The organism is Aminobacter sp. SR38, from assembly GCF_014843375.1.
In the GTDB taxonomy this organism is placed as follows: domain Bacteria; phylum Pseudomonadota; class Alphaproteobacteria; order Rhizobiales; family Rhizobiaceae; genus Aminobacter; species Aminobacter ciceronei.
Genome location: NZ_CP062112.1, coordinates 441,003 through 459,053 on the forward strand (window position 1 = coordinate 441,003; position 18,051 = coordinate 459,053).

The window sequence follows — 18,051 nt, forward strand, 5'->3', positions numbered from 1 at the left end:
TTACTCCGCTCCGGCCGCACGTCTGCGCGATGGCCGGTTTACAATGATCAGCCCGGTCGCGATGAGACCGAGCGCCAGAAAAATGTTCCAGGTCAGGACTTCGCCAAGCACCAGCCAGCCGCATATCACGCTGAATGCCGGCGACAGGAAGGCAAAGCTGGAGAGGCCCGCCGCAGGATAGCGCCGCATCAGCCAGAACCACAGAATATAGGTGAAGGCGACGACATATACAGCCTGAAACAGCAACGCTCCGGTGGCGACCGTCGATGCGTCGCGGAATGCCGGACCGGCGAGCGAGACGAGCGGGATCGCCATGAGCGCTGAGACGACAAGCTGGTAGAGCAGCACCTTCTCGGCCCCGGCGCTGGCAAGCTTGGTGCCCTTGATTGCCAACGTGGTCAGCGCCCAGAGCAGCCCGGCGACGAGTGCGAGAAGATCGCCGAACAGCGTCGGACCGCCGGCATCGCCGAGCTTGTCGGCAAAGACCACCGCAACGCCGCCGAAAGCCAGGATCAGGCCGAACAGCTTTTGCAGCGACATACGCTCGCCAAGCCAGAAATGCGCGCCGATCAGAACCCAGAACGGCATCGTGTTGACCAGGAGCGAGTTGCGCGCAACCGTCGTGTGTTCAAGGCTGAGGAAAACCAGAATGAACTCGGTGCCGAACAGCAGCCCGGCCAGGATGCCGGCCCACAAGGTGCCGTCGCGGGCAAACAGCGGAACACGGCGGTAGAGGCACCAGAGATAGACCAGCACGCAGGCAATGCCCGAACGCGCAACATTGAGGAAGATCGGGTTGTAGCCCGACGTCGCCAGCTTGGCCGCCACACCGTTCATGCCCCAGGACATGGTCAGCATGAGCATGAACACGACGGCTGCCGTATCGATCGCGTCGCGACGTTCCAATGGCTGTGTGACGACTGTCATGAATTCCTCCACGCTCACCGAGCGCGATGCTGATGGACAAGGGCTGGCCGGGCCGCATTGCGAGGCAGGCTGGCGGCAGCGGACTCGGGTCCAACTGCGCGGCGGGCCGCACCTTAACGCACGGCAGCTGCCGCAAATTGGTCCAGCTAGCCGATAAGGGGTAGCAGTTCCCCAGGTCTGTCGATGACGGCGTGCGCGCCAGTGGCAAACAGGCCTTCACGGTTGTGGTAACCCCAGGCAACGCCGATGGCGCGGGCACCGGCATTGCGGGCCATCTGCATGTCGTAGACAGCGTCACCAATGACCAAGGTCGACGCCGGATCGACACCCATCTCGGCGCAGCATTCCAGCACCATCGCCGGATGCGGCTTGGACGGGCAGTCGTCGGCGGTCCGGATGGTCGCGAAATGGCGGCCGAAGCCATGCGTTTCCATGACCCGCTCGACGCCGCGGCGCGACTTGCCGGTGACCATGCCGATCAGCACATCATCACGGCGTGCGAGCGCTTCGATCAGTTCGCCAATGCCGTCATAGAGCGGCTCCTTGAAACTCGGCAGGTGGCGCGAGGCGATGAAGTGTTCCTTGTAACGCGCTGCAAGCCTTGTGCTTTCAGCATCCGGTGCGCGCTTAAGCAAGGTCGCGATCGCAATGTCGAGGGTGAGCCCGATGATGCCCTTGGTCGCGGCCATGTCGGGTTCCGGAAGTCCGGCCTCGCGGAACGTGGCCAGCATCGAGGCATGGATGATGTCGGCGCTGTCGACCAGCGTGCCGTCGCAATCGAACAGGACGAGCTTCAAGACGCCTGCGTCGCGCTCCGGCGATGTAACAGACGTCACGCCGGCTCCCCGCTCTCGTCGTCGAAGCCGATCAGGTTCCAGCTCTGGCGCATGTGCGGCGGCATCGGCGCTGTGACGTCGATCACGCCCTGGTCGGGATGCGGAATGACGATGCGGCGGGCATGAAGATGCAGACGGTTCTGGATGCCACCAGGGAATTCCCAATTGGTGTCGTGCTCGAAATATTTGGGATCGCCGATGATCGGGCAGCCGATATGGGCGGCATGCACGCGCAACTGGTGCGTGCGGCCGGTATAGGGCTCCATTTCGAGCCAGGTAAGCGCCTGCGCCGCCTGTTCGAGCACCCGGTAATAGGAAACGGCATGGTCGGCGCCCTTTTCGCCGTGCTTGGCGATGCGCATGCGGTCGCCGTCCGGTGTCATTTCCTTGATCAGCCAGGTCGAGATCTTGTCTTCGCGCTTGGGCGGCACACCCTTGACCAGCGCCCAGTAGGTCTTCTGTGTTTCGCGGGCGCGGAAGGACTCTGCAAGCTTCATCGCGGCAAGACGCGTGCGGGCGACGACCAGCACGCCTGACGTGTCGCGGTCGAGGCGGTGGACCAGGCGCGGCTTCTCGCCCTTCTTGTTGCGCCAGGCCTCGAGCATGTCGTCGACGTGGCGGGCGACGCCCGATCCGCCCTGCACGGCAAGGCCGGCCGGCTTGTTGAAGACGAAGACCTTGGGATCTTCGTAAAGCAGCATCTGCGCCAGCACGTCGCCATCGTCCTGATTGCGCATGGTGCGCGCCGTCAGCGGGCCGTCGCTCTTCTTGTCGACTTCCAGCGGCGGAATGCGGATGACCTGGCCTGGCTCGACGCGCGTGTCAGCCTTGGCGCGGCCGCCATCGACGCGGATCTGGCCCGAACGCAGCAGCTTCTGCAGGTGGCCGAAGCCGAGCCCCGGATAATGGGACTTGAACCAGCGGTCGAGCCTCATGCCCGTTTCGCCGGCTTCCACCGTGATCTGTTCAACGCCTGCCATAATTCAATCGTCCTTTTCGAAGCGGCCCAATAGCATCAGCCGATGCTTCTTGCGAGCCACATTCCCAGGAACAGTGCCAGAATGGCTGTTATGACGCTGGCAAAGGCATAACCGAAGGCCGAAAACGTCGCTCCACGCTCCCACAGCGTGGCAAAATCGAGCGAAAAGGCCGAAAAGGTGGTGAAGCCGCCGAGAATACCTGTGGCGACGAACAGCCTGAGTTCGGTCGAGCCGCCGAAGCGGCGTGCCAATAGCCCGACGAACAGCCCCATCGCCAGTGAGCCGACAACGTTGATCGCAAGCGTGCCCCAGGGAAAGTTCGGCCCGACCAGCCTGAGCGCCAGAAGGTTGGCGAGATGGCGCAGTGCGGCCCCGATGGCGCCGCCGAGTGCGACGAGAGATAGGTTTAGCATGAGCCTGTCCTGCCTGCGCGCTGGTGTCAGGTCAATAGCACGGAACGGCTCGCAGGCAGCGCGGCGGTCTGCCCCTGCCGCCGAATTGCTTGTGGACAAGGGCTGCGGGCAACAGGGCGTTGTTGGGAGGGCGACAACCGGGCTATAGCATCGCCCCATGCAACCTTCCAAAGACGTCACCCGCCTGATCGAGATCATGGCCGCCCTGCGCGAGCCGGAAACCGGCTGCCCCTGGGACATCGAGCAGAATTTCGCGACGATCGCACCCTATACGATCGAAGAGGCCTATGAGGTCGCCGACGCGATTGCGCGCAACGACATCGACCATCTCAAGGAAGAGCTCGGCGACCTGTTGCTGCAGGTCGTCTACCACGCCCAAATGGCGGAAGAAGCCGGCGAGTTCACCTTCGGCGATGTGGTGCAAGGCATCACAACCAAGATGATCCGCCGGCATCCGCATGTCTTCGGCGACGCCAAGGCGCGGGAAGCCCGTTCGGCCAAGGGCATGTGGGAAAAGATCAAGGCTGAGGAAAAGGCGGAAAAACGCGCCGCGCGCATCGCCCGCGGCCTCGACCCCGAAGATCATGGCAAGGGTTTTCTCGACAGTGTACCGGTGGCGCTGCCGGCGCTGACACGGGCATTGAAGCTGCAGGAAAAAGCGGCACGCGTCGGCTTCGACTGGGGCGAGGCAGCACCGATCCTCGATAAGATCGAGGAAGAGATCGGCGAGCTGCGCGAGGCCATGGCCAAGGGCGATCAATCAGCGGTCAAGGACGAGTTCGGCGACATGCTGTTTGCTTTGGTCAATCTCGGTCGCCACCTGGAACTGGACTCGGAGGCGGCGCTGGGCGGCACCAATGACAAGTTCCGCACACGTTTCCACTATGTCGAAAAGGCGCTCGACGACGCGGGGCACAGCCTGGAAGCGGCGACGCTCGATGAGATGGAAGCGCTCTGGCAGCAGGCCAAGACGGCGAAGTAGCCGGCTTAGACAGGATTACGGCCAAGCTCAGCGTGGCGCCCGAGGAACCCCGAGCACGCCAGGCTTAGCGCTTGTTCCTGAGAATCTTGGCCGCGATCTCGTCGCGCGCCGAGGCGGTCGCTTTGAGCGTCATCGACACGCTGCCGTCGTCATTGTCCTTGCGCTTCACCACATCGCCATTGCGATAGAGCCAGTCGATCTGGCCGAGCTGGCTCGGTTCCAGCGTGACGTCGATGGATTCGAGCTCACCCGAAACCCGCTGCTCGATCAGGCCGGTGAGCGCGGAAAGGCCCTCGCCCGTAGCAGCTGAAATGGCAATCGGCGGCGTCTTGCGACCGTCACTGCTGTCGGCAAGCAGGCGCTCTCGATTGCCTTCGTCGAGCTGGTCGATCTTGTTCCAGACCTCGACGACCCGGTCGGTGTCGGCCGCATCGACGCCGAGATCGGACAGGATACGCTCGACGTCGTCGGCCTGAGCCGCGGTATCGGGATCGGAAATGTCGCGCAGATGGATGACGAGATCGGCTTCGACCACCTCTTCCAGCGTCGCCCGGAAGGCAGCGATCAGGTGTGTCGGCAGGTCGGAGATGAAGCCGACGGTGTCGGACAGGATGATCGGCGTGCCATGCGGTAACCGTACCCGGCGCAAGGTCGGATCCAGCGTCGCAAACAGCATGTTCTCGGCCAGCACGCTGGCACCGGTCAGCCGGTTGAACAGCGTCGACTTGCCGGCATTGGTATAACCGACGATGGCAACCACCGGGAACGGCACCTTGCGCCGCTTGGAGCGGTGCAGGTCGCGAGTGCGGACGACGGTTTCGAGCTCGCGCTTGAGCTTGATGATCTTTTCCTGCAGCGCGCGCCGGTCGGATTCGATCTGGGTTTCGCCGGGGCCGCCGAGGAACCCGGCACCGCCACGCTGGCGCTCGAGGTGGGTCCAGCTGCGAACCAGCCGGCCCTTCTGGTAGTTGAGGTGGGCAAGCTCGACCTGCAGCGTGCCTTCCTTCGTACGGGCGCGCCGGCCGAAGATTTCGAGGATCAGCCCTGTGCGGTCGAGCACCTTGGCGTGCATCTCTTTTTCGAGGTTGCGCTGCTGCACCGGCGTCAGCGGATGGTCGACGATCACCAGTTCCGCCCCGCGCTCCTTCACGATCGCCGCGAACTCCTCAACCTTGCCGCTGCCCAGCAACGTCGCCGGACGCGGATCGTTCAGGGTCACGATCGCGGTGTGAACGGGTTCGAGATCGATGGCGCGGGTAAGCCCGACCGCCTCGTCGTGGCGCGCCTCGGCCGAACGCTGCAACCGCGGGCGCGCGCTGTCGTCGTCATTCTTAGGCTGGCGCGTCAGCACCGGCACGATGACGACCGCACGCGTGGGGGCCTTATCGCCCCCTACCGATTCGGGTCCATTGCTGTCGCCGGCCTTGGCGCCGGCAGTCCTGTCGCGTGCCAATCAGCCGCCCTGGCTTTCCTCGCCATCGAACATCTGAACCGGCTGGCTCGGCATGATCGTGGAGATGGCATGCTTGTAGACGAGCTGGGAGTGCCCGTCACGGCGCAACAAAACACAGAAATTGTCGAAGGAGGTCACTACTCCGGTCAATTTCACGCCGTTAATCAGGAAAATGGTGAGTGGGTTTTTGCTCTTGCGAACTGAATTCAGGAAAAGGTCCTGAAGATTCTGCGATCGTTCCGCCATTGTTTTTTTCTTTCGCCGATCCCTGTCTGCTGCCAATGCGCCAAATTACCGGGCCCATGTCAAGCCAGCAAACACCCCCTTGCCACAACGCGTGGCAAGCTGAACGAGATGAATTTAACCATTTACGCCCAAGCGGTTATCAGGCTTGGATTTTTTCCGCAACGTCAAAAAATGCCTCACGCAGCGAAAGCGCGACCGATCCCGGATGCCCGTTGGCGACCGGCTGGCCGTCAATGGCGACGATCGGCATGATCACCGTGGTCGCAGCCGTCATGAACGCTTCGCGCGCCGACTTGGCTTCCTCGACGGTAAAACCACGCTCCTCGACCTTCAGGCCGAGCTTCTTGGCGACATCCATCAGCGTCGTGCGGGTGATGCCGCGCAGGATGCCGCTGTCGGCGGGCCTGGTGACGAGATGGCCGTCCTTGGTGACGATCCAGGCGTTTGTCGCCGCCCCTTCTTTGACGGTTCCGTCCGGGTCGACGAACCAGGCTTCCTGGGCGCCGGCCTCCTTGGCCTGCTGACGCGCCAGCACGTTGGGCAGCAAACCGACAGACTTGATGTCGACACGCTCCCAGCGATTCTCCGGCACAGTGATCACCTTGATGCCAGCCGCCGCGCGTTTGGCCGATGCCACCGGGTCGGTGCGCTTGGCTGTCACGACAAGCGAAGAAAGTGTTGTGCCAGCCGGGAAGACGTGGTCGCGCGGCGCAACACCACGCGTCACCTGGAGATAGACCATGCCGTTGTGGACACGATTGCGGGCGATAACTTCGCGCATGATGTGGACCAGCGCGGCGCGATTGACCGGCCAGGCGATCCTGAGTTCCGAAAGCGAGCGATCGAGGCGGTTGAGGTGGCCGACGCTGTCGACGATGAAGCTGCGCGCCACTTCGCAGACCTCATAGACGCCGTCAGCGAACTGATAGCCCCGGTCCTCGATATGCACACCTGCCTGGGCATGAGGGAGATAGCGGCCATTGACGTAGGCTATGCGCGGCATGGTTTTCGTGTCCCCGAAAATTCAAACGGAGTTCTAGTCGATTTGTGCCACGCGGCAATCCGCAAAAGGCTGGTCCAGGTCAGAAGAATTCGAGGCTGACACGGAACATCTGCTCGACCTGTTTGACCGCCTTATCAAGCGCGAAGATGACGACACGATCCCGAGGCTTGATCTTCACCGATCCGCTTGGCTTGACGACATGGCCATCCCTGTAGATGGCGCCGATGCGCATGCCATCGGGAAGTTCCAGGTCGCGCAGCAGCGTGCCGACCAGCGGCGAGGTTTCGAGCGCCTCCGCCTCGATGATCTCGGCGGCACCCCGCTGGATCGAGTGCACCTGCCGGATGCGGCCGCGCCGGACGTGCTGCAATACGCGCGAAATGGTCACTGCACTCGGATTGACGTGCGCATCGATGCCGAGCGGCTTGGTCAGGTCGTGATAGGCCGGGTTGTTGATCAGCGCCAGGTTGCCCTTGCAGCCCAGGCGCTTGGCCATGACCGAGGACAGTATGTTGACCTGGTCGTTGTTGGTCAGCGCCACCATCAGGTCAGCATCCTGGATGTCGGCTTCCATCAAAAGCTTCTGGTCGAGCGCGCTGCCGTTGAGAACGACCGTGCGGCGGAGCACGTCGGCGACCTTGACCGCCCGCTCCTTGTTGGCCTCGATGATCTTGATCTTGGTGCGGCTCTGGCGCTGTTCGAGCGTGCGGGCAACAAACAGGCCGATATTGCCGCCGCCAGCGATGACGATGCGTGTCGCCTCCTGTTCGTCATGGCCGAACAGGCCGAGCGTGCGCCGGACCTGCTCCTTGGTGGTCACCACATAAGCAAGGTCGCCCGCCACAAGCTGGTCGGCCGAATGGGGGATGAACAGGCGGCCGTTGCGGGTCACGCCGACAACGGTTGAAGGCAGATCGGGGAACAGCTCGCTCAACTGCGCCAGCGGCGTGTTGATGACGGGGCAATCCTCCAGGCACTCGATCGCCACCATGATGATGTGGTTTTCGGCGAAACGGACGACATCGACGGCGCCGGGCAGCGTGATGCGCCTGAGCACCATTTCGCCGACTTCCAGCTCCGGCGAGATGATAACGTCTATCGGCAGGTGTTCGCGCGAGAACAGGTCCTGGTAGTGCGGCTGCAGATAGGATTGCGAGCGGATGCGCGCGACCTTCATCGGCACGTTGAACAGCGCGTGCGCGACCTCACAGGCGACGATATTGACCTCGTCGAACAGCGTCACCGCGATGATCATGTCGGCGTTCTGCGCACCGGCGGCTTCGAGCACCTCGGGATGCGAGCCGTGGCCGACGAAGCCGCGCACGTCGAGCTGGTCACGCACCGCCTGGATCAGCTCCGGCGCGGTGTCGATGATCGAGACATCGTTCTTTTCAGCCGCCAGCCGCTCCGCAATGCCGTAACCGACCTGCCCCGCCCCACAGATGATTACGCGCATGTCATCGACCGATCCTGCCTGTCCACCGTCTCAGCTGAAACCGCATCGAGCATGCTAGACGCCAAGCGATTTGAGCTTGCGATGAAGTGCGGAGCGCTCCATGCCGATGAATTCGGCCGTCTTCGAGATGTTGCCGCCGAAGCGGTTGATCTGGGCGATCAGATACTCCTTCTCAAACATCTCGCGCGCCTCGCGCAGTGGCAGCGCCATGATGTGCTGGTCCGACTGGTTGGGCGCGCGTGGCATGACGTCGCCGATTTCAGACGGCAGCAAGTCGGCCGTGATCGGCGCTTCGGGGTTGTCGCTGCGGGCAAGGATCAGCAGGCGCTCGACATTGTTGCGCAGCTGGCGGACGTTGCCGGGCCAGTTGTGGGCTTGGAGCACGGCGAGCGCGTCGTCGCCGATGCGGCGCGGCTTGATGCCGGCCTGCTTGGCCATCTGCTTCATGAAGTTGTCGACGAGGTAAGGAATGTCCTCGCGGCGCTCGGCAAGCCCCGGAACCATGACCGGCACGACCGCCAGGCGGTGATAGAGATCCTCGCGGAAACGCCCCTCGGCGATCATCGCCTCGAGATTCTGCGCCGTCGACGAGATGATGCGGACGTCGACCTTGACCCGCTTGGTGCCGCCGACGCGCTCGAACTGCTGCTCGACGAGCACGCGCAGGATCTTGTTTTGCGTCTCACGCGGCATGTCGGCGATTTCATCGAGGTAGAGGATACCCTGATGCGCCTCTTCGAGTGCTCCCACCTTGCGTTCGCCGCCGTTCGATTCGGTGCCGAACAGCTCGATCTCCATGCGCTCCGGCGTGATCGTCGCGGCATTGAGCGCGACGAACGGGCCGTTCTTGCGTGACGACAGCGCATGGATGGCGCGCGCGGCCATTTCCTTGCCCGAACCCGACGGGCCGATGATCATGATGCGGCTATTGGTCGGCGCAACACGGTCGATGGTCTGGCGCAACTGGCTCATCGCCGACGACATGCCGATCAGGTCGTGGGTTTCGCCACTACGCATCTTGAGGTCGGAAACCTCGCGCCTAAGCTTCGAGGTTTCGAGCGCGCGCTCGGCGATCAGGATCAGCCGGTCGGCCTTGAACGGCTTCTCGATGAAGTCGTAGGCGCCGCGGCGTATCGCCGAAACGGCCGTTTCGATGTTGCCGTGGCCGGAGATCATCACGACAGGCAGATTGGGGTGCAGCGTCTTGATTTCGTCGAGCAGCGCCAGGCCGTCGAGCCGCGACCCCTGCAACCAGATGTCGAGAAAGACAAGACGCGGCGCACGATCCGCTATCGCGGCAAGCGCGCTGTCGGCGTCGAACGCCGTACGGGTTTCGTGGCCTTCGTCGCTCAGGATGCCCGCGACCAGTTCGCGGATGTCTTCCTCGTCGTCAACGATAAGAATATCAGACGCCATTTCCGACCTTTTCGGTTTCTCTGCCCTGTACTGCGTCGTCGGCACCCTTGGGTGCCGCGGCCTCTTCGGCCGCCGCAGGCAGGATCATGCTGATCATCGCGCCGCGCCCGCCATGGAAATCGGCTGGTGCGTCGTGAAGTTCCAATCTTCCGCCGTGGTCCTCGACAATCTTCTTGACGATAGCGAGGCCGAGCCCCGTGCCTTTCTCGCGTGTCGTCATATAGGGCTCGAGCAGCCGCTGGCGATTCTCGCGTGGCAATCCCTTGCCATTGTCGATCACATCGATGCGGATCGAGTTGCCGTCCCGCCGCGCCCGGATTTTGATGAACCCGGCCTCACCGGTCTGGCGTTCCGCCGCCTCGATCGCCTCGGCGGCATTCTTGATGACATTGCCGAAAGCCTGGGCCATCAGGCGGCTATCAAACGTTCCCTTGAGCGGTCCCGGCGTGATCTCGCGCTCGAAGGCGATGTCGGCGCGGCTGACTTCGACGAGGAACGACGCCTCGCGCAGCGGTTCGCGGATGTCGATCACCTTCATCTCGGGCTTCGGCATACGCGCAAAGGCCGAGAATTCATCGACCATACGGCCTATGTCGCCGACCTGGCGGATGATCGTTTCTGTGCACTGGTCGAAGACCTCGCGGTCCTCGGTGATGACCTTGCCGTAGCGCCGACGGATGCGTTCCGCCGACAGCTGGATCGGCGTCAGCGGGTTCTTGATCTCGTGGGCGATGCGGCGCGCAACGTCGGCCCAGGCGGAGGTGCGCTGCGCGGTCACTAGGTCGGTGATATCGTCGATCGTGACGACATAGGACTTGTCGCCGACCTCGCTCTCGCCCTCCTCGACCGTCACCTGCACGTTGAAGGTGCGCTCGGCGCCGGCGCGGTAGAAGGTGACCTGCTCGCGGTAGACGGCGCGGCCTGACTTGCGGCCGATCTCGAAGACGCGACCGACATGCGGCAACAGGATCGACAGGTTCTGGCCAAGCGACTCGGAAGCCGAGATTGCCAGCATCGCCTCCGCCGACGGATTGACGATGGTGATGCTGCCATAAGGGTCGACGCCGATGACGCCGGCGGTAACGCCCGACAGCACTGCTTCCGAGAAACGACGGCGCTCGTCGATGACGTCCTTGGCGGTCAGGATCTCGTTGCGTTGCGACTTGAGCTCGAGCAGCATGTTGTTAAACGTGTCACTCAGCGCGCCGACGTCGCCATCCGACTGCCGCACCGGCACCGAGACGTCGAGATTGCCTGTGGCAACCTCGTCGGCGGCGCCGATCAGCTGGCGGATCGGCCGGACGATGCGGTCAGCGACCGCAATACCGGTCCAGATCGCCGACAGCACGACGATCAGCGTCAGGCCGAGATAGAGCAGCGCAAAGGCGATCTGCGTGGTACGCCGGTTGGCGCCGAGGTCGCGATATTCCTCGGTGTTGGCGGTGACGATCTGGCGCGCCTTGATCACCTCCGGATCGACCAGCCGGATCGTGTAGAGGTAGAGCCCTTCGATCTCGCGCAGCTTGATGATGGCGCCGACGATGTTGCGCGTCTTCGGCTCGATCAGCACCGGCTTGCCGTCGGCGGCGGTCTGGACCGCAACGGCCGGAGGCTCGGGCATGGCGAAATCGGCGCCGGTCTTGGCGCTCATGACGAAGGAGCCGTCGGCGCTGATCAGAGCCGCGTGGGCCAGCGCCCGCAATTGCGCTTGCCGGCCCATGAAGTCGAGGAAGCCGCTGCGGTCGAGACCGTAGAGCGGACGGTTGTTGTCGAGGTCGTTGGCCATCGACAGGGTCGTGCTCTGCAGGTTGCGGGCGTTTTCCTGGACATAGGCTTCGGCGATCGACAGCGATGAATTGACGATCGTCGTGGTGCGGATCTGGAACCAGCGGTCGAGGCCGATGTCGAGCGTGATCGAGGCGACGACGGCGACAAGCAGCGCCGGCAAGGCTGCCACCAGCGCGAACATCGTGACAATGCGCACATGCAGCCGCGACGCGGCCTTGCCGCGCTTGCGGGCCATGACGATGCGCTGGATCTCGAAGGCGATCAGCCCGACGAGGATCAGCACCAGCGCGGCATTGATGGCGATCAGCGCCAGCGTCGTCGTCGAATCAGGCGTGATCGGGGTGACGCCGATCAGAATAGCGAACGACACCGCTGCCGAAACCAGCGCGGCGGCGATAGCCAGCACGCCCGGAAGCGCGAGAAGGCGGCGACCTTCCTGCCGAGGGTGTACGGGCGTCTTGTCGTTTAGAGGTTTTGCCTGGCTCGCCATGCTGCCGTGTAGAGACATTGATTGCGGCGCATCTATGCAACGCATTGTGGCGATTATGCAACATTTTCGCCCGAAGCAAAAATGTTTAGACGGGCTATCGACAGATAAGCGTATTCAGTCCCGACGCGATGTTCGCGCGTCAGGCCGGCCGCGACGATTTGTAGACGTTGACGCCGAGTTCGCGGATCTTCTTGCGCAGCGTGTTGCGGTTGAGGCCCAGAAGTTCTGCGGCCTTGATCTGGTTGCCGCGCGTCGCCGTCATCGAAGCGAGCACCAGCGGGTATTCGACCTCGGCAAGGATGCGCTGGTAGAGCCCGGGCGGCGGCAGGTCGCCGGCGAACATCGCGAAATAGCGCTGCAGGAAATGTTCGACCGCTTGGCCGACCGACAGATCGTCGGGGATGAGATTGCCACCTGGGACAACCGGCTGCTCGCCGGTCTTGAGTTCGGATTCGATGATTTCGGCCGAAATCTCGTCCTGCGGATAGAGTGCAGCCAGCCGGCGCACCAGATTTTCCAGCTCGCGCACATTGCCCGGCCAGGGATAGCGCTTCATCAACTCGACGCCGCCGGCCGAGATACGCTTGGCCTGAAGCCCTTCGCTGACGCCGAGCTTGAAGAAGTGGCGGACGAGGTCGGGGACATCTTCCGAACGTTCGCGCAGCGCTGGAAGGCGAAGCGGCACGACATTGAGACGATAGAACAAATCTTCGCGGAACAGGCCCTGGTTGATGAGCGTGCGCAGATCCTTGTTGGTGGCTGCGACGATACGCACATCGGTCTTGATCGGGGTGCGGCCGCCAACGGTGGTGTATTCGCCCTGCTGCAGCACGCGCAGCAGCCTAGTCTGCGCCTCCATCGGCATGTCGCCAATCTCGTCAAGGAACAAAGTGCCGCCGTCGGCCTGCTCGAACCGGCCGGTGGAGCGGTTCTGCGCCCCGGTAAAAGCGCCCTTCTCGTGACCGAACAGCTCGGATTCGATCAGGTCGCGCGGGATGGCGGCCATGTTGATGGCAACGAACGGTCCGTTGCGGCGACGCCCATATTCATGGAGCGCGCGCGCCACCAGCTCCTTGCCGGTGCCCGATTCGCCCGAGATCATGACGGTCAGGTCCGTCTGCATCATGCGGGCGAGCATCCGGTAGATGTCCTGCATCGCCGCCGAACGGCCGACAAGTGGCATGGCGTCGGGCTGCTCGTCATGGCGCTGGTCGCTCTTCGGCCGCCGTGGCTCGGACAGCGCACGATTGACGATGCTTAGCAGCTCGGTGAGATCGAAGGGTTTGGGCAGATACTCGTAGGCACCGGTTTCCGACGCGCGGATGGCGGTCATGAATGTGTTCTGCGCGCTCATCACGATAACCGGCAGCTCCGGGCGCGCCTTCTTGATGCGCGGCAGCATGTCGAAGGCGTTCTCGTCGGGCATCACCACGTCGGTAATGACAAGATCGCCCTCGCCGGCCGCCACCCAGCGCCACAGCGTCGCGGCGTTGGAGGTGACGCGAACCTCATGACCCATGCGCGACAGCGCCTGGTTGAGCACCGTGCGGATCGCCGCATCGTCGTCGGCGACAAGAATGTTTCCGCGCACGCTCATCGATGGGCTCCTTCGCTGTCGTCGTCGAGATGCACGGGCAGTTCCTTCCAGGCAGGCATCAGGATGCGGAAGGTGGTGCCGCGCGGGGTCGAATCGCACTCGATCACGCCGCCATGGTCACCGACGATCTTGGCGACAAGCGCCAGACCGAGACCCGAGCCATTGGGCTTGGTGGTGATGAAAGGGTCGAACAGGATCGGCAGGATGTCCTCTGACACGCCCGATCCGTTGTCGTGGACGCAAAATTCCAGCGGCAACGAGACACGATCCTGTGTGCCAGGGATCGACATGCGTATGCCGGGCTTGAAGGCGGTCGACAGCGTGATTTCGCCATGCGGGTCGTGGCCGATCGCCTCGGCGGCGTTCTTGACCAGGTTGAGAAACACCTGGATCAGCTGGTCACGGTTGGCATAAACCGGCGGCAGCGACGGATCGTAATCCTCCAGGATCTTGATTCCATTGGCAAAGCCGTTCCTGGCCAGCGCCTTCACATGGTCGAGCACGACGTGGATGTTTACCGGATAGCGGTCAACAGGTCGCTCATCCGAAAACACCTCCATGCGGTCGACGAGCGAAACAATACGATCAGTTTCATCAACGATCAGCCGCGTCAGCGCGCGGTCTTCGTCGGAAGCGGAGAGCTCCAAAAGCTGCGCGGCCCCCCTAATGCCGGAGAGCGGGTTCTTGATCTCATGCGCCAGCATCGCGGCCAAGCCGGTGACGGAGCGCGCGGCACCGCGATGCGTCATCTGACGGTCGATCTTGTCGGCCATCGAGCGCTCCTGGAACATAACCACCACCGATCCCGGCAACTCGGATGCAGGTGCGACGTAGAGATCGACCATCTTCTCGATGCCCAGCCGGGGCGACGAAACATCGACGCGGTACTCGTTGACGGGCGTGTTGCGCTCGCGCACCTGCTCGACCAGCGTCAGGATGGGGCTGCCGAAAGGCACGAAGCGCGACAGCTCGCTGCGCGACAGCATGGCAGCACTGGAACGGAAGAAATCCTCGGCATCGGCATTGGCGAAAGTGATGAAATTGTCCGGCCCGATCATGATGACCGGGCGACGGATCGTGTTCAGCACGATCTGCGCGGCATCAACCGACTGAGGCGCCCGGTCGAAACTCATGCCGCATTCCTTTCGAACATGCATTCACCGAAAGCCGCAAGTGCTTCACGCAGCGATGAAATCACCTGCTGCGGCTCGAACGATGTCAGCACCCGGCGGCGCAGCTCGTCAGGCAGTAAAGCGGTGTGGCGATCGAGATACCAGCCGAGATGCTTGCGCGCCTGGCGCAGGCCACTCTCGATGCCATAGAGCGCCAGCATGTCCTCGTAATGGGCAACGACATAGTCGGCCACTTCGGACGACGACCTGGGCACATCAGTTGCATCGTTCCTGCCTGCGGCAGCGGCGATCACGCCAGCAGTCCATGGCGCACCATAATGCGAACGCCCCGCCATGACGGCATCGGCACCCGACTGCTCGAGAATGCCCATCGCATCTCCCGGTGTCGCCACATCGCCATTTGCGACGACGGGAATGCTGACTGCCTGCTTGACGCGCGCGATGGCGCGCCAGTCGGCTTTGCCCTGATAGAACTGGCAGCGCGTGCGGCCATGCACGGTGACCATCCGGACGCCCGCCTGCTCAGCACGGAGGGCCAGTTCGGGGGCATTGAGCACGTCGTCGTCCCAGCCCAGCCGCATCTTGAGCGTCACGGGCACGTCGACTGCGCCAACGACGGCATCGATCAAGGTCAGCGCGTAGTCGAGGTCGCGCATCAGCGCCGAGCCGGCATAACCGCCCGTCACCTTCTTGGCCGGGCAGCCCATGTTGATATCGATTACATCGGCGCCTTCGCCGACGGCGATGCTGGCGGCCTCGGCCATATGCGCTGCCTCGCGGCCGGCCAACTGCACCATGTGCACGGGCAGGCCGGAGTGGCGGATGCGGAAGCCGCTGGAGCCGCGCCCCTTTGCCAGTTCGCCGCTCGCCACCATCTCCGACACGACCAGGCCGGCCCCATGGGCATAAGCGCGCGTGCGGAAGGCTTCGTCGGTGACACCCGACATCGGCGCCAGGAACACCCGATTGCGGATTGTCACATCGCCGATCGAAAGCGGCTCGCCGAGTTTTTCCAGATCAGTCATGCACAAAAACAAAGCACCATTCACTGCTGCACAATGAGTAGCCACTGTCGGGTCATTGTGCAACTGCGAAATGACAGCCGAATGCGGCGCTTTCTGGATTCCTCTGGCCTTCCTGAGGGCTCGCGGCTAAGCCTCTGCTCATGAATCCGAAGCCGTTGCCGAACCAGCAGAATTCGAACGTCGCCGTCGTGGTCGTGGCGGCCGGGCGCGGTGAACGCGCCGGCCAGGCTGACGGACCGAAGCAATATCGCCGGATCGGCGGCAAGGCGGTGATCTGGCACACGCTGAAGGCATTTCTCGACCACCCCAAGGTTGGCCCGATCGCGGTTGCCATCCACGCCGACGATAGCGAGCTTTTTGCCTCAGCTGCCGGCGAACTGGCCGCGCGCGTCACCACTGTCGTCGGCGGCGCCACGCGCCAGGATTCGACGCGCTTTGCGCTCATTGCCTTGCAGCAATCCAAGCCACAGGCCGTGCTGATCCATGATGGCGTCAGGCCGTTCATCAGCCCTGAAGTCATCGATCGCGCCATTTCGGGCATCGACGCCAGTCACGGCTCACTGCCGTCGCTGCCAGTTTCCGACACCCTCAAGAAAGAAGCCTTTGACCGTACCGTGGCCGAAACAGTGCCGCGCGCGGGCCTGCATTCGGCGCAGACGCCGCAAGGCTTTCCCTTCGATCCGATCTTTTCCGCGCACCAGCGCGCCTTCGAGGCCGGCCGCAGCGATTTCACAGACGATTCCGCCATCGCAGAATGGGCAGGCATCCCGGTTCGCCTCGTGCTCGGCTCGCCCGACAACGTCAAACTCACCTGGGCTAAGGACATCGCCATGGCCGATCAGCGCCTTTCCGGCCAAGCAATCAGCTTTCCCGACGTCCGTACCGGCAACGGTTACGACGTGCACTCATTCGAAGCAGGCGACCATGTCTGGCTGTGCGGCGTGAAGATCGCGCATTCGAAGAAGCTGAACGGACATTCCGATGCCGATGTGGGACTGCATGCGCTGACCGACGCATTGCTGGCCACCTGCGGCGCCGGCGACATCGGCACCCATTTCCCGCCATCCGACCCGCAGTGGAAGGGTGCCGCGTCACGCCAGTTCGTCGAACATGCGGCGGCGATCGTGCGCTCGCGCGGTGGCCGCATCGCCAATGCCGACGTCACGCTGATCTGCGAGGCGCCAAAGGTCGGTCCCCATCGTGCGGCAATGACGGCGGAACTCGCAGACATGCTGCGCATCGCGCCCGAGCGCATCTCGATCAAGGCAACGACCAACGAGAAGCTCGGCTTTATCGGGCGTGAAGAGGGCATCGCCGCAATCGCAACCGCAAGCGTGGTCTACCCCGGGGAACTGCCGGAATGAGCGACGTCACCGCCCTCGCCTCGGCCCTGCTCGACGCCTGCCTTGCCCAGGGCATCATGATCGCAACGGCCGAAAGCTGCACGGGCGGCATGATCATCGCTGCCCTGACTGACATTGCCGGCTCGTCGGCCGTCGTCGACCGCGGCTTCATCACCTATTCCAACGAAGCGAAGATGGAGATGCTCGGCGTCTCCGAGGCGACGCTCAAGGTCCACGGCGCGGTGTCGCGCGAAACTGCGCTTGAAATGTCAGCGGGTGCGCTTGCCCATTCGCGTGCCAGCCTGGCGCTTGCGGTAACAGGCGTCGCCGGCCCCGGCGGCGGCTCGGCCGAAAAGCCAGTCGGCCTGGTCTGGTTCGGCGTCGCGCGCAAAGGCGCGCCAGTGGAAGCGGAGTTCCGCATCTTCGAAGACAAGGGCCGCGACTTCATCCGCCGTGAGACGGTCAGGACAGCGCTGGGACTGGGCCTGCGGGCCGTCGGTCAGGCCGGCTTCGCCGGACCGTAGATCGCGTCGGCGCGCTTCTCGAAAGCTTCGGCGAACATGCGGAAGGCGCGGTCGAACATGGTGCCCATCAGGGCGCCGAGGATGCGGTTCTTGAACTCGTAGTCGATGAAGAACTCGACGCCGGAGCCACCGTCGGGCGCTGGGACGAATTTCCATTCATTGGTGAGATAGCGGAACGGGCCATCGAGATATTTGACGTCGATGGTATTTTCGTCAGGGGTGAGCAGCACCTGGGTGGTGAAGGTCTCGCGGAATGCCTTGTAGCCGACGGTCATGTCGGCCACGAGAATCTCACGTCCATCGCGCTCACGCCGCGAGCGGACGTTGAGTGCTTCGCACAGCGGCAGGAATTCGGGGTATTTCTCCACGTCGGCAACCAGGGCGAACATCTTGTCCGGCGGGTGGCCGACGTGACGGGTGGTTTCGAATTTCGGCATCC

At 63.3% G+C, this 18,051-nt stretch carries 17 protein-coding genes; 3 read left to right on the forward strand and 14 right to left on the reverse strand.

The features are described from left to right. The 4 genes from IG197_RS02200 to crcB form a co-directional block, all read right to left on the reverse strand. The gene (locus IG197_RS02200) at positions 1-927 is read right to left on the reverse strand and encodes a DMT family transporter (protein WP_192316707.1); all 927 of its coding nucleotides are present in this window, start codon (positions 925-927) and stop codon (positions 1-3) included. A 146-nt stretch (positions 928-1,073) separates the two neighbouring features. Beyond that, complete coding sequence (locus IG197_RS02205; protein WP_192319539.1) at positions 1,074-1,724, reverse strand: HAD family hydrolase; 651 nt, start codon at positions 1,722-1,724, stop codon at positions 1,074-1,076. Between the two features lie 35 nt (positions 1,725-1,759). Continuing rightward, positions 1,760-2,743: an RluA family pseudouridine synthase gene (locus IG197_RS02210; protein WP_192316709.1), complete on the reverse strand. Its 984-nt coding sequence runs from the start codon at positions 2,741-2,743 to the stop codon at positions 1,760-1,762. Positions 2,744-2,778: 35 nt separating this feature from the next. Then, the gene (gene crcB, locus IG197_RS02215) at positions 2,779-3,156 is read right to left on the reverse strand and encodes a fluoride efflux transporter CrcB (protein ID WP_067962305.1); all 378 of its coding nucleotides are present in this window, start codon (positions 3,154-3,156) and stop codon (positions 2,779-2,781) included. 157 nt (positions 3,157-3,313) lie between these two features. Here crcB and mazG point away from each other — a divergent pair, with 157 nt between their 5' ends. Beyond that, the gene (mazG, locus tag IG197_RS02220; RefSeq protein ID WP_192316711.1) at positions 3,314-4,138 is read left to right on the forward strand and encodes a nucleoside triphosphate pyrophosphohydrolase; all 825 of its coding nucleotides are present in this window, start codon (positions 3,314-3,316) and stop codon (positions 4,136-4,138) included. 64 nt (positions 4,139-4,202) lie between these two features. Here mazG and hflX read toward each other — a convergent pair whose 3' ends face one another. The 9 genes from hflX to dusB all read right to left on the reverse strand — a co-directional run bounded on the left by hflX (position 4,203) and on the right by dusB (position 15,745). Then, positions 4,203-5,591 (reverse strand): GTPase HflX, encoded by a 1,389-nt coding sequence (gene hflX / locus IG197_RS02225; RefSeq protein ID WP_067962308.1) that lies wholly within the window; start codon positions 5,589-5,591, stop codon positions 4,203-4,205. After that, on the reverse strand, positions 5,592-5,837 hold the full coding sequence (gene hfq / locus IG197_RS02230; protein WP_018428055.1) for an RNA chaperone Hfq: 246 nt from the start codon (positions 5,835-5,837) through the stop codon (positions 5,592-5,594). It abuts the gene before it with no gap. A 139-nt stretch (positions 5,838-5,976) separates the two neighbouring features. Continuing rightward, positions 5,977-6,840 (reverse strand): D-amino-acid transaminase, encoded by an 864-nt coding sequence (locus IG197_RS02235; protein ID WP_067962309.1) that lies wholly within the window; start codon positions 6,838-6,840, stop codon positions 5,977-5,979. 79 nt (positions 6,841-6,919) lie between these two features. Next, positions 6,920-8,296 (reverse strand): Trk system potassium transporter TrkA, encoded by a 1,377-nt coding sequence (gene trkA, locus IG197_RS02240; RefSeq protein WP_067962310.1) that lies wholly within the window; start codon positions 8,294-8,296, stop codon positions 6,920-6,922. 54 nt (positions 8,297-8,350) lie between these two features. Continuing rightward, complete coding sequence (locus IG197_RS02245; RefSeq protein WP_067962312.1) at positions 8,351-9,712, reverse strand: sigma-54 dependent transcriptional regulator; 1,362 nt, start codon at positions 9,710-9,712, stop codon at positions 8,351-8,353. After that, positions 9,702-11,990, reverse strand: coding sequence for a PAS domain-containing sensor histidine kinase (locus IG197_RS02250; RefSeq protein ID WP_192316713.1), 2,289 nt, complete (start codon positions 11,988-11,990; stop codon positions 9,702-9,704). The genes IG197_RS02245 and IG197_RS02250 overlap by 11 nt, the downstream gene beginning before the upstream one ends. 139 nt (positions 11,991-12,129) lie before the next feature. After that, a complete protein-coding gene (ntrC, locus tag IG197_RS02255) occupies positions 12,130-13,587 on the reverse strand; it encodes a nitrogen regulation protein NR(I) (protein ID WP_067962314.1) in 1,458 nt (485 codons plus the stop codon). Then, complete coding sequence (locus IG197_RS02260; protein ID WP_067962316.1) at positions 13,584-14,720, reverse strand: nitrogen regulation protein NR(II); 1,137 nt, start codon at positions 14,718-14,720, stop codon at positions 13,584-13,586. Before IG197_RS02260 ends, ntrC begins: the two co-directional genes overlap by 4 nt. Then, positions 14,717-15,745 carry a tRNA dihydrouridine synthase DusB gene (gene dusB / locus IG197_RS02265; RefSeq protein ID WP_192316715.1) on the reverse strand — a complete coding sequence of 343 codons (1,029 nt, stop codon included), beginning with the start codon at positions 15,743-15,745 and terminating at the stop codon, positions 14,717-14,719. Before dusB ends, IG197_RS02260 begins: the two co-directional genes overlap by 4 nt. 140 nt (positions 15,746-15,885) lie before the next feature. Here dusB and IG197_RS02270 point away from each other — a divergent pair, with 140 nt between their 5' ends. Together IG197_RS02270 and IG197_RS02275 are read left to right on the forward strand one after the other, a co-directional pair. Next, a complete protein-coding gene (locus IG197_RS02270; protein WP_192316716.1) occupies positions 15,886-17,109 on the forward strand; it encodes a bifunctional 2-C-methyl-D-erythritol 4-phosphate cytidylyltransferase/2-C-methyl-D-erythritol 2,4-cyclodiphosphate synthase in 1,224 nt (407 codons plus the stop codon). Beyond that, positions 17,106-17,612, forward strand: a complete 507-nt coding sequence (locus tag IG197_RS02275) for a CinA family protein (protein ID WP_067962320.1) — start codon at positions 17,106-17,108, stop codon at positions 17,610-17,612. The genes IG197_RS02270 and IG197_RS02275 overlap by 4 nt, the downstream gene beginning before the upstream one ends. On the opposite strand, the gene IG197_RS02280 is transcribed toward IG197_RS02275, so the two are convergent. After that, on the reverse strand, positions 17,588-18,049 hold the full coding sequence (locus tag IG197_RS02280; protein WP_067962323.1) for a type II toxin-antitoxin system RatA family toxin: 462 nt from the start codon (positions 18,047-18,049) through the stop codon (positions 17,588-17,590). The two genes, IG197_RS02275 and IG197_RS02280, sit on opposite strands and share 25 nt — an antisense overlap. Positions 18,050-18,051 lie beyond the last annotated feature (2 nt).

What these genes read in the sequence shown, in the direction of transcription:
- ntrC (WP_067962314.1), bottom strand. Translation starts at nt 13,587, where the DNA reads ATGAGCGTGCGCGGAAACATTCTTGTCGCCGACGACGATGCGGCGATC.
- IG197_RS02210 (WP_192316709.1), bottom strand. Translation starts at nt 2,743, where the DNA reads ATGGCAGGCGTTGAACAGATCACGGTGGAAGCCGGCGAAACGGGCATG.
- IG197_RS02200 (WP_192316707.1), bottom strand. Translation starts at nt 927, where the DNA reads ATGACAGTCGTCACACAGCCATTGGAACGTCGCGACGCGATCGATACG.
- dusB (WP_192316715.1), bottom strand. Translation starts at nt 15,745, where the DNA reads ATGACTGATCTGGAAAAACTCGGCGAGCCGCTTTCGATCGGCGATGTG.
- hfq (WP_018428055.1), bottom strand. Translation starts at nt 5,837, where the DNA reads ATGGCGGAACGATCGCAGAATCTTCAGGACCTTTTCCTGAATTCAGTT.
- IG197_RS02260 (WP_067962316.1), bottom strand. Translation starts at nt 14,720, where the DNA reads ATGAGTTTCGACCGGGCGCCTCAGTCGGTTGATGCCGCGCAGATCGTG.
- crcB (WP_067962305.1), bottom strand. Translation starts at nt 3,156, where the DNA reads ATGCTAAACCTATCTCTCGTCGCACTCGGCGGCGCCATCGGGGCCGCA.
- trkA (WP_067962310.1), bottom strand. Translation starts at nt 8,296, where the DNA reads ATGCGCGTAATCATCTGTGGGGCGGGGCAGGTCGGTTACGGCATTGCG.
- IG197_RS02275 (WP_067962320.1), top strand. Translation starts at nt 17,106, where the DNA reads ATGAGCGACGTCACCGCCCTCGCCTCGGCCCTGCTCGACGCCTGCCTT.
- IG197_RS02270 (WP_192316716.1), top strand. Translation starts at nt 15,886, where the DNA reads ATGAATCCGAAGCCGTTGCCGAACCAGCAGAATTCGAACGTCGCCGTC.
- mazG (WP_192316711.1), top strand. Translation starts at nt 3,314, where the DNA reads ATGCAACCTTCCAAAGACGTCACCCGCCTGATCGAGATCATGGCCGCC.
- IG197_RS02235 (WP_067962309.1), bottom strand. Translation starts at nt 6,840, where the DNA reads ATGCCGCGCATAGCCTACGTCAATGGCCGCTATCTCCCTCATGCCCAG.
- IG197_RS02250 (WP_192316713.1), bottom strand. Translation starts at nt 11,990, where the DNA reads ATGGCGAGCCAGGCAAAACCTCTAAACGACAAGACGCCCGTACACCCT.
- IG197_RS02245 (WP_067962312.1), bottom strand. Translation starts at nt 9,712, where the DNA reads ATGGCGTCTGATATTCTTATCGTTGACGACGAGGAAGACATCCGCGAA.
- IG197_RS02280 (WP_067962323.1), bottom strand. Translation starts at nt 18,049, where the DNA reads ATGCCGAAATTCGAAACCACCCGTCACGTCGGCCACCCGCCGGACAAG.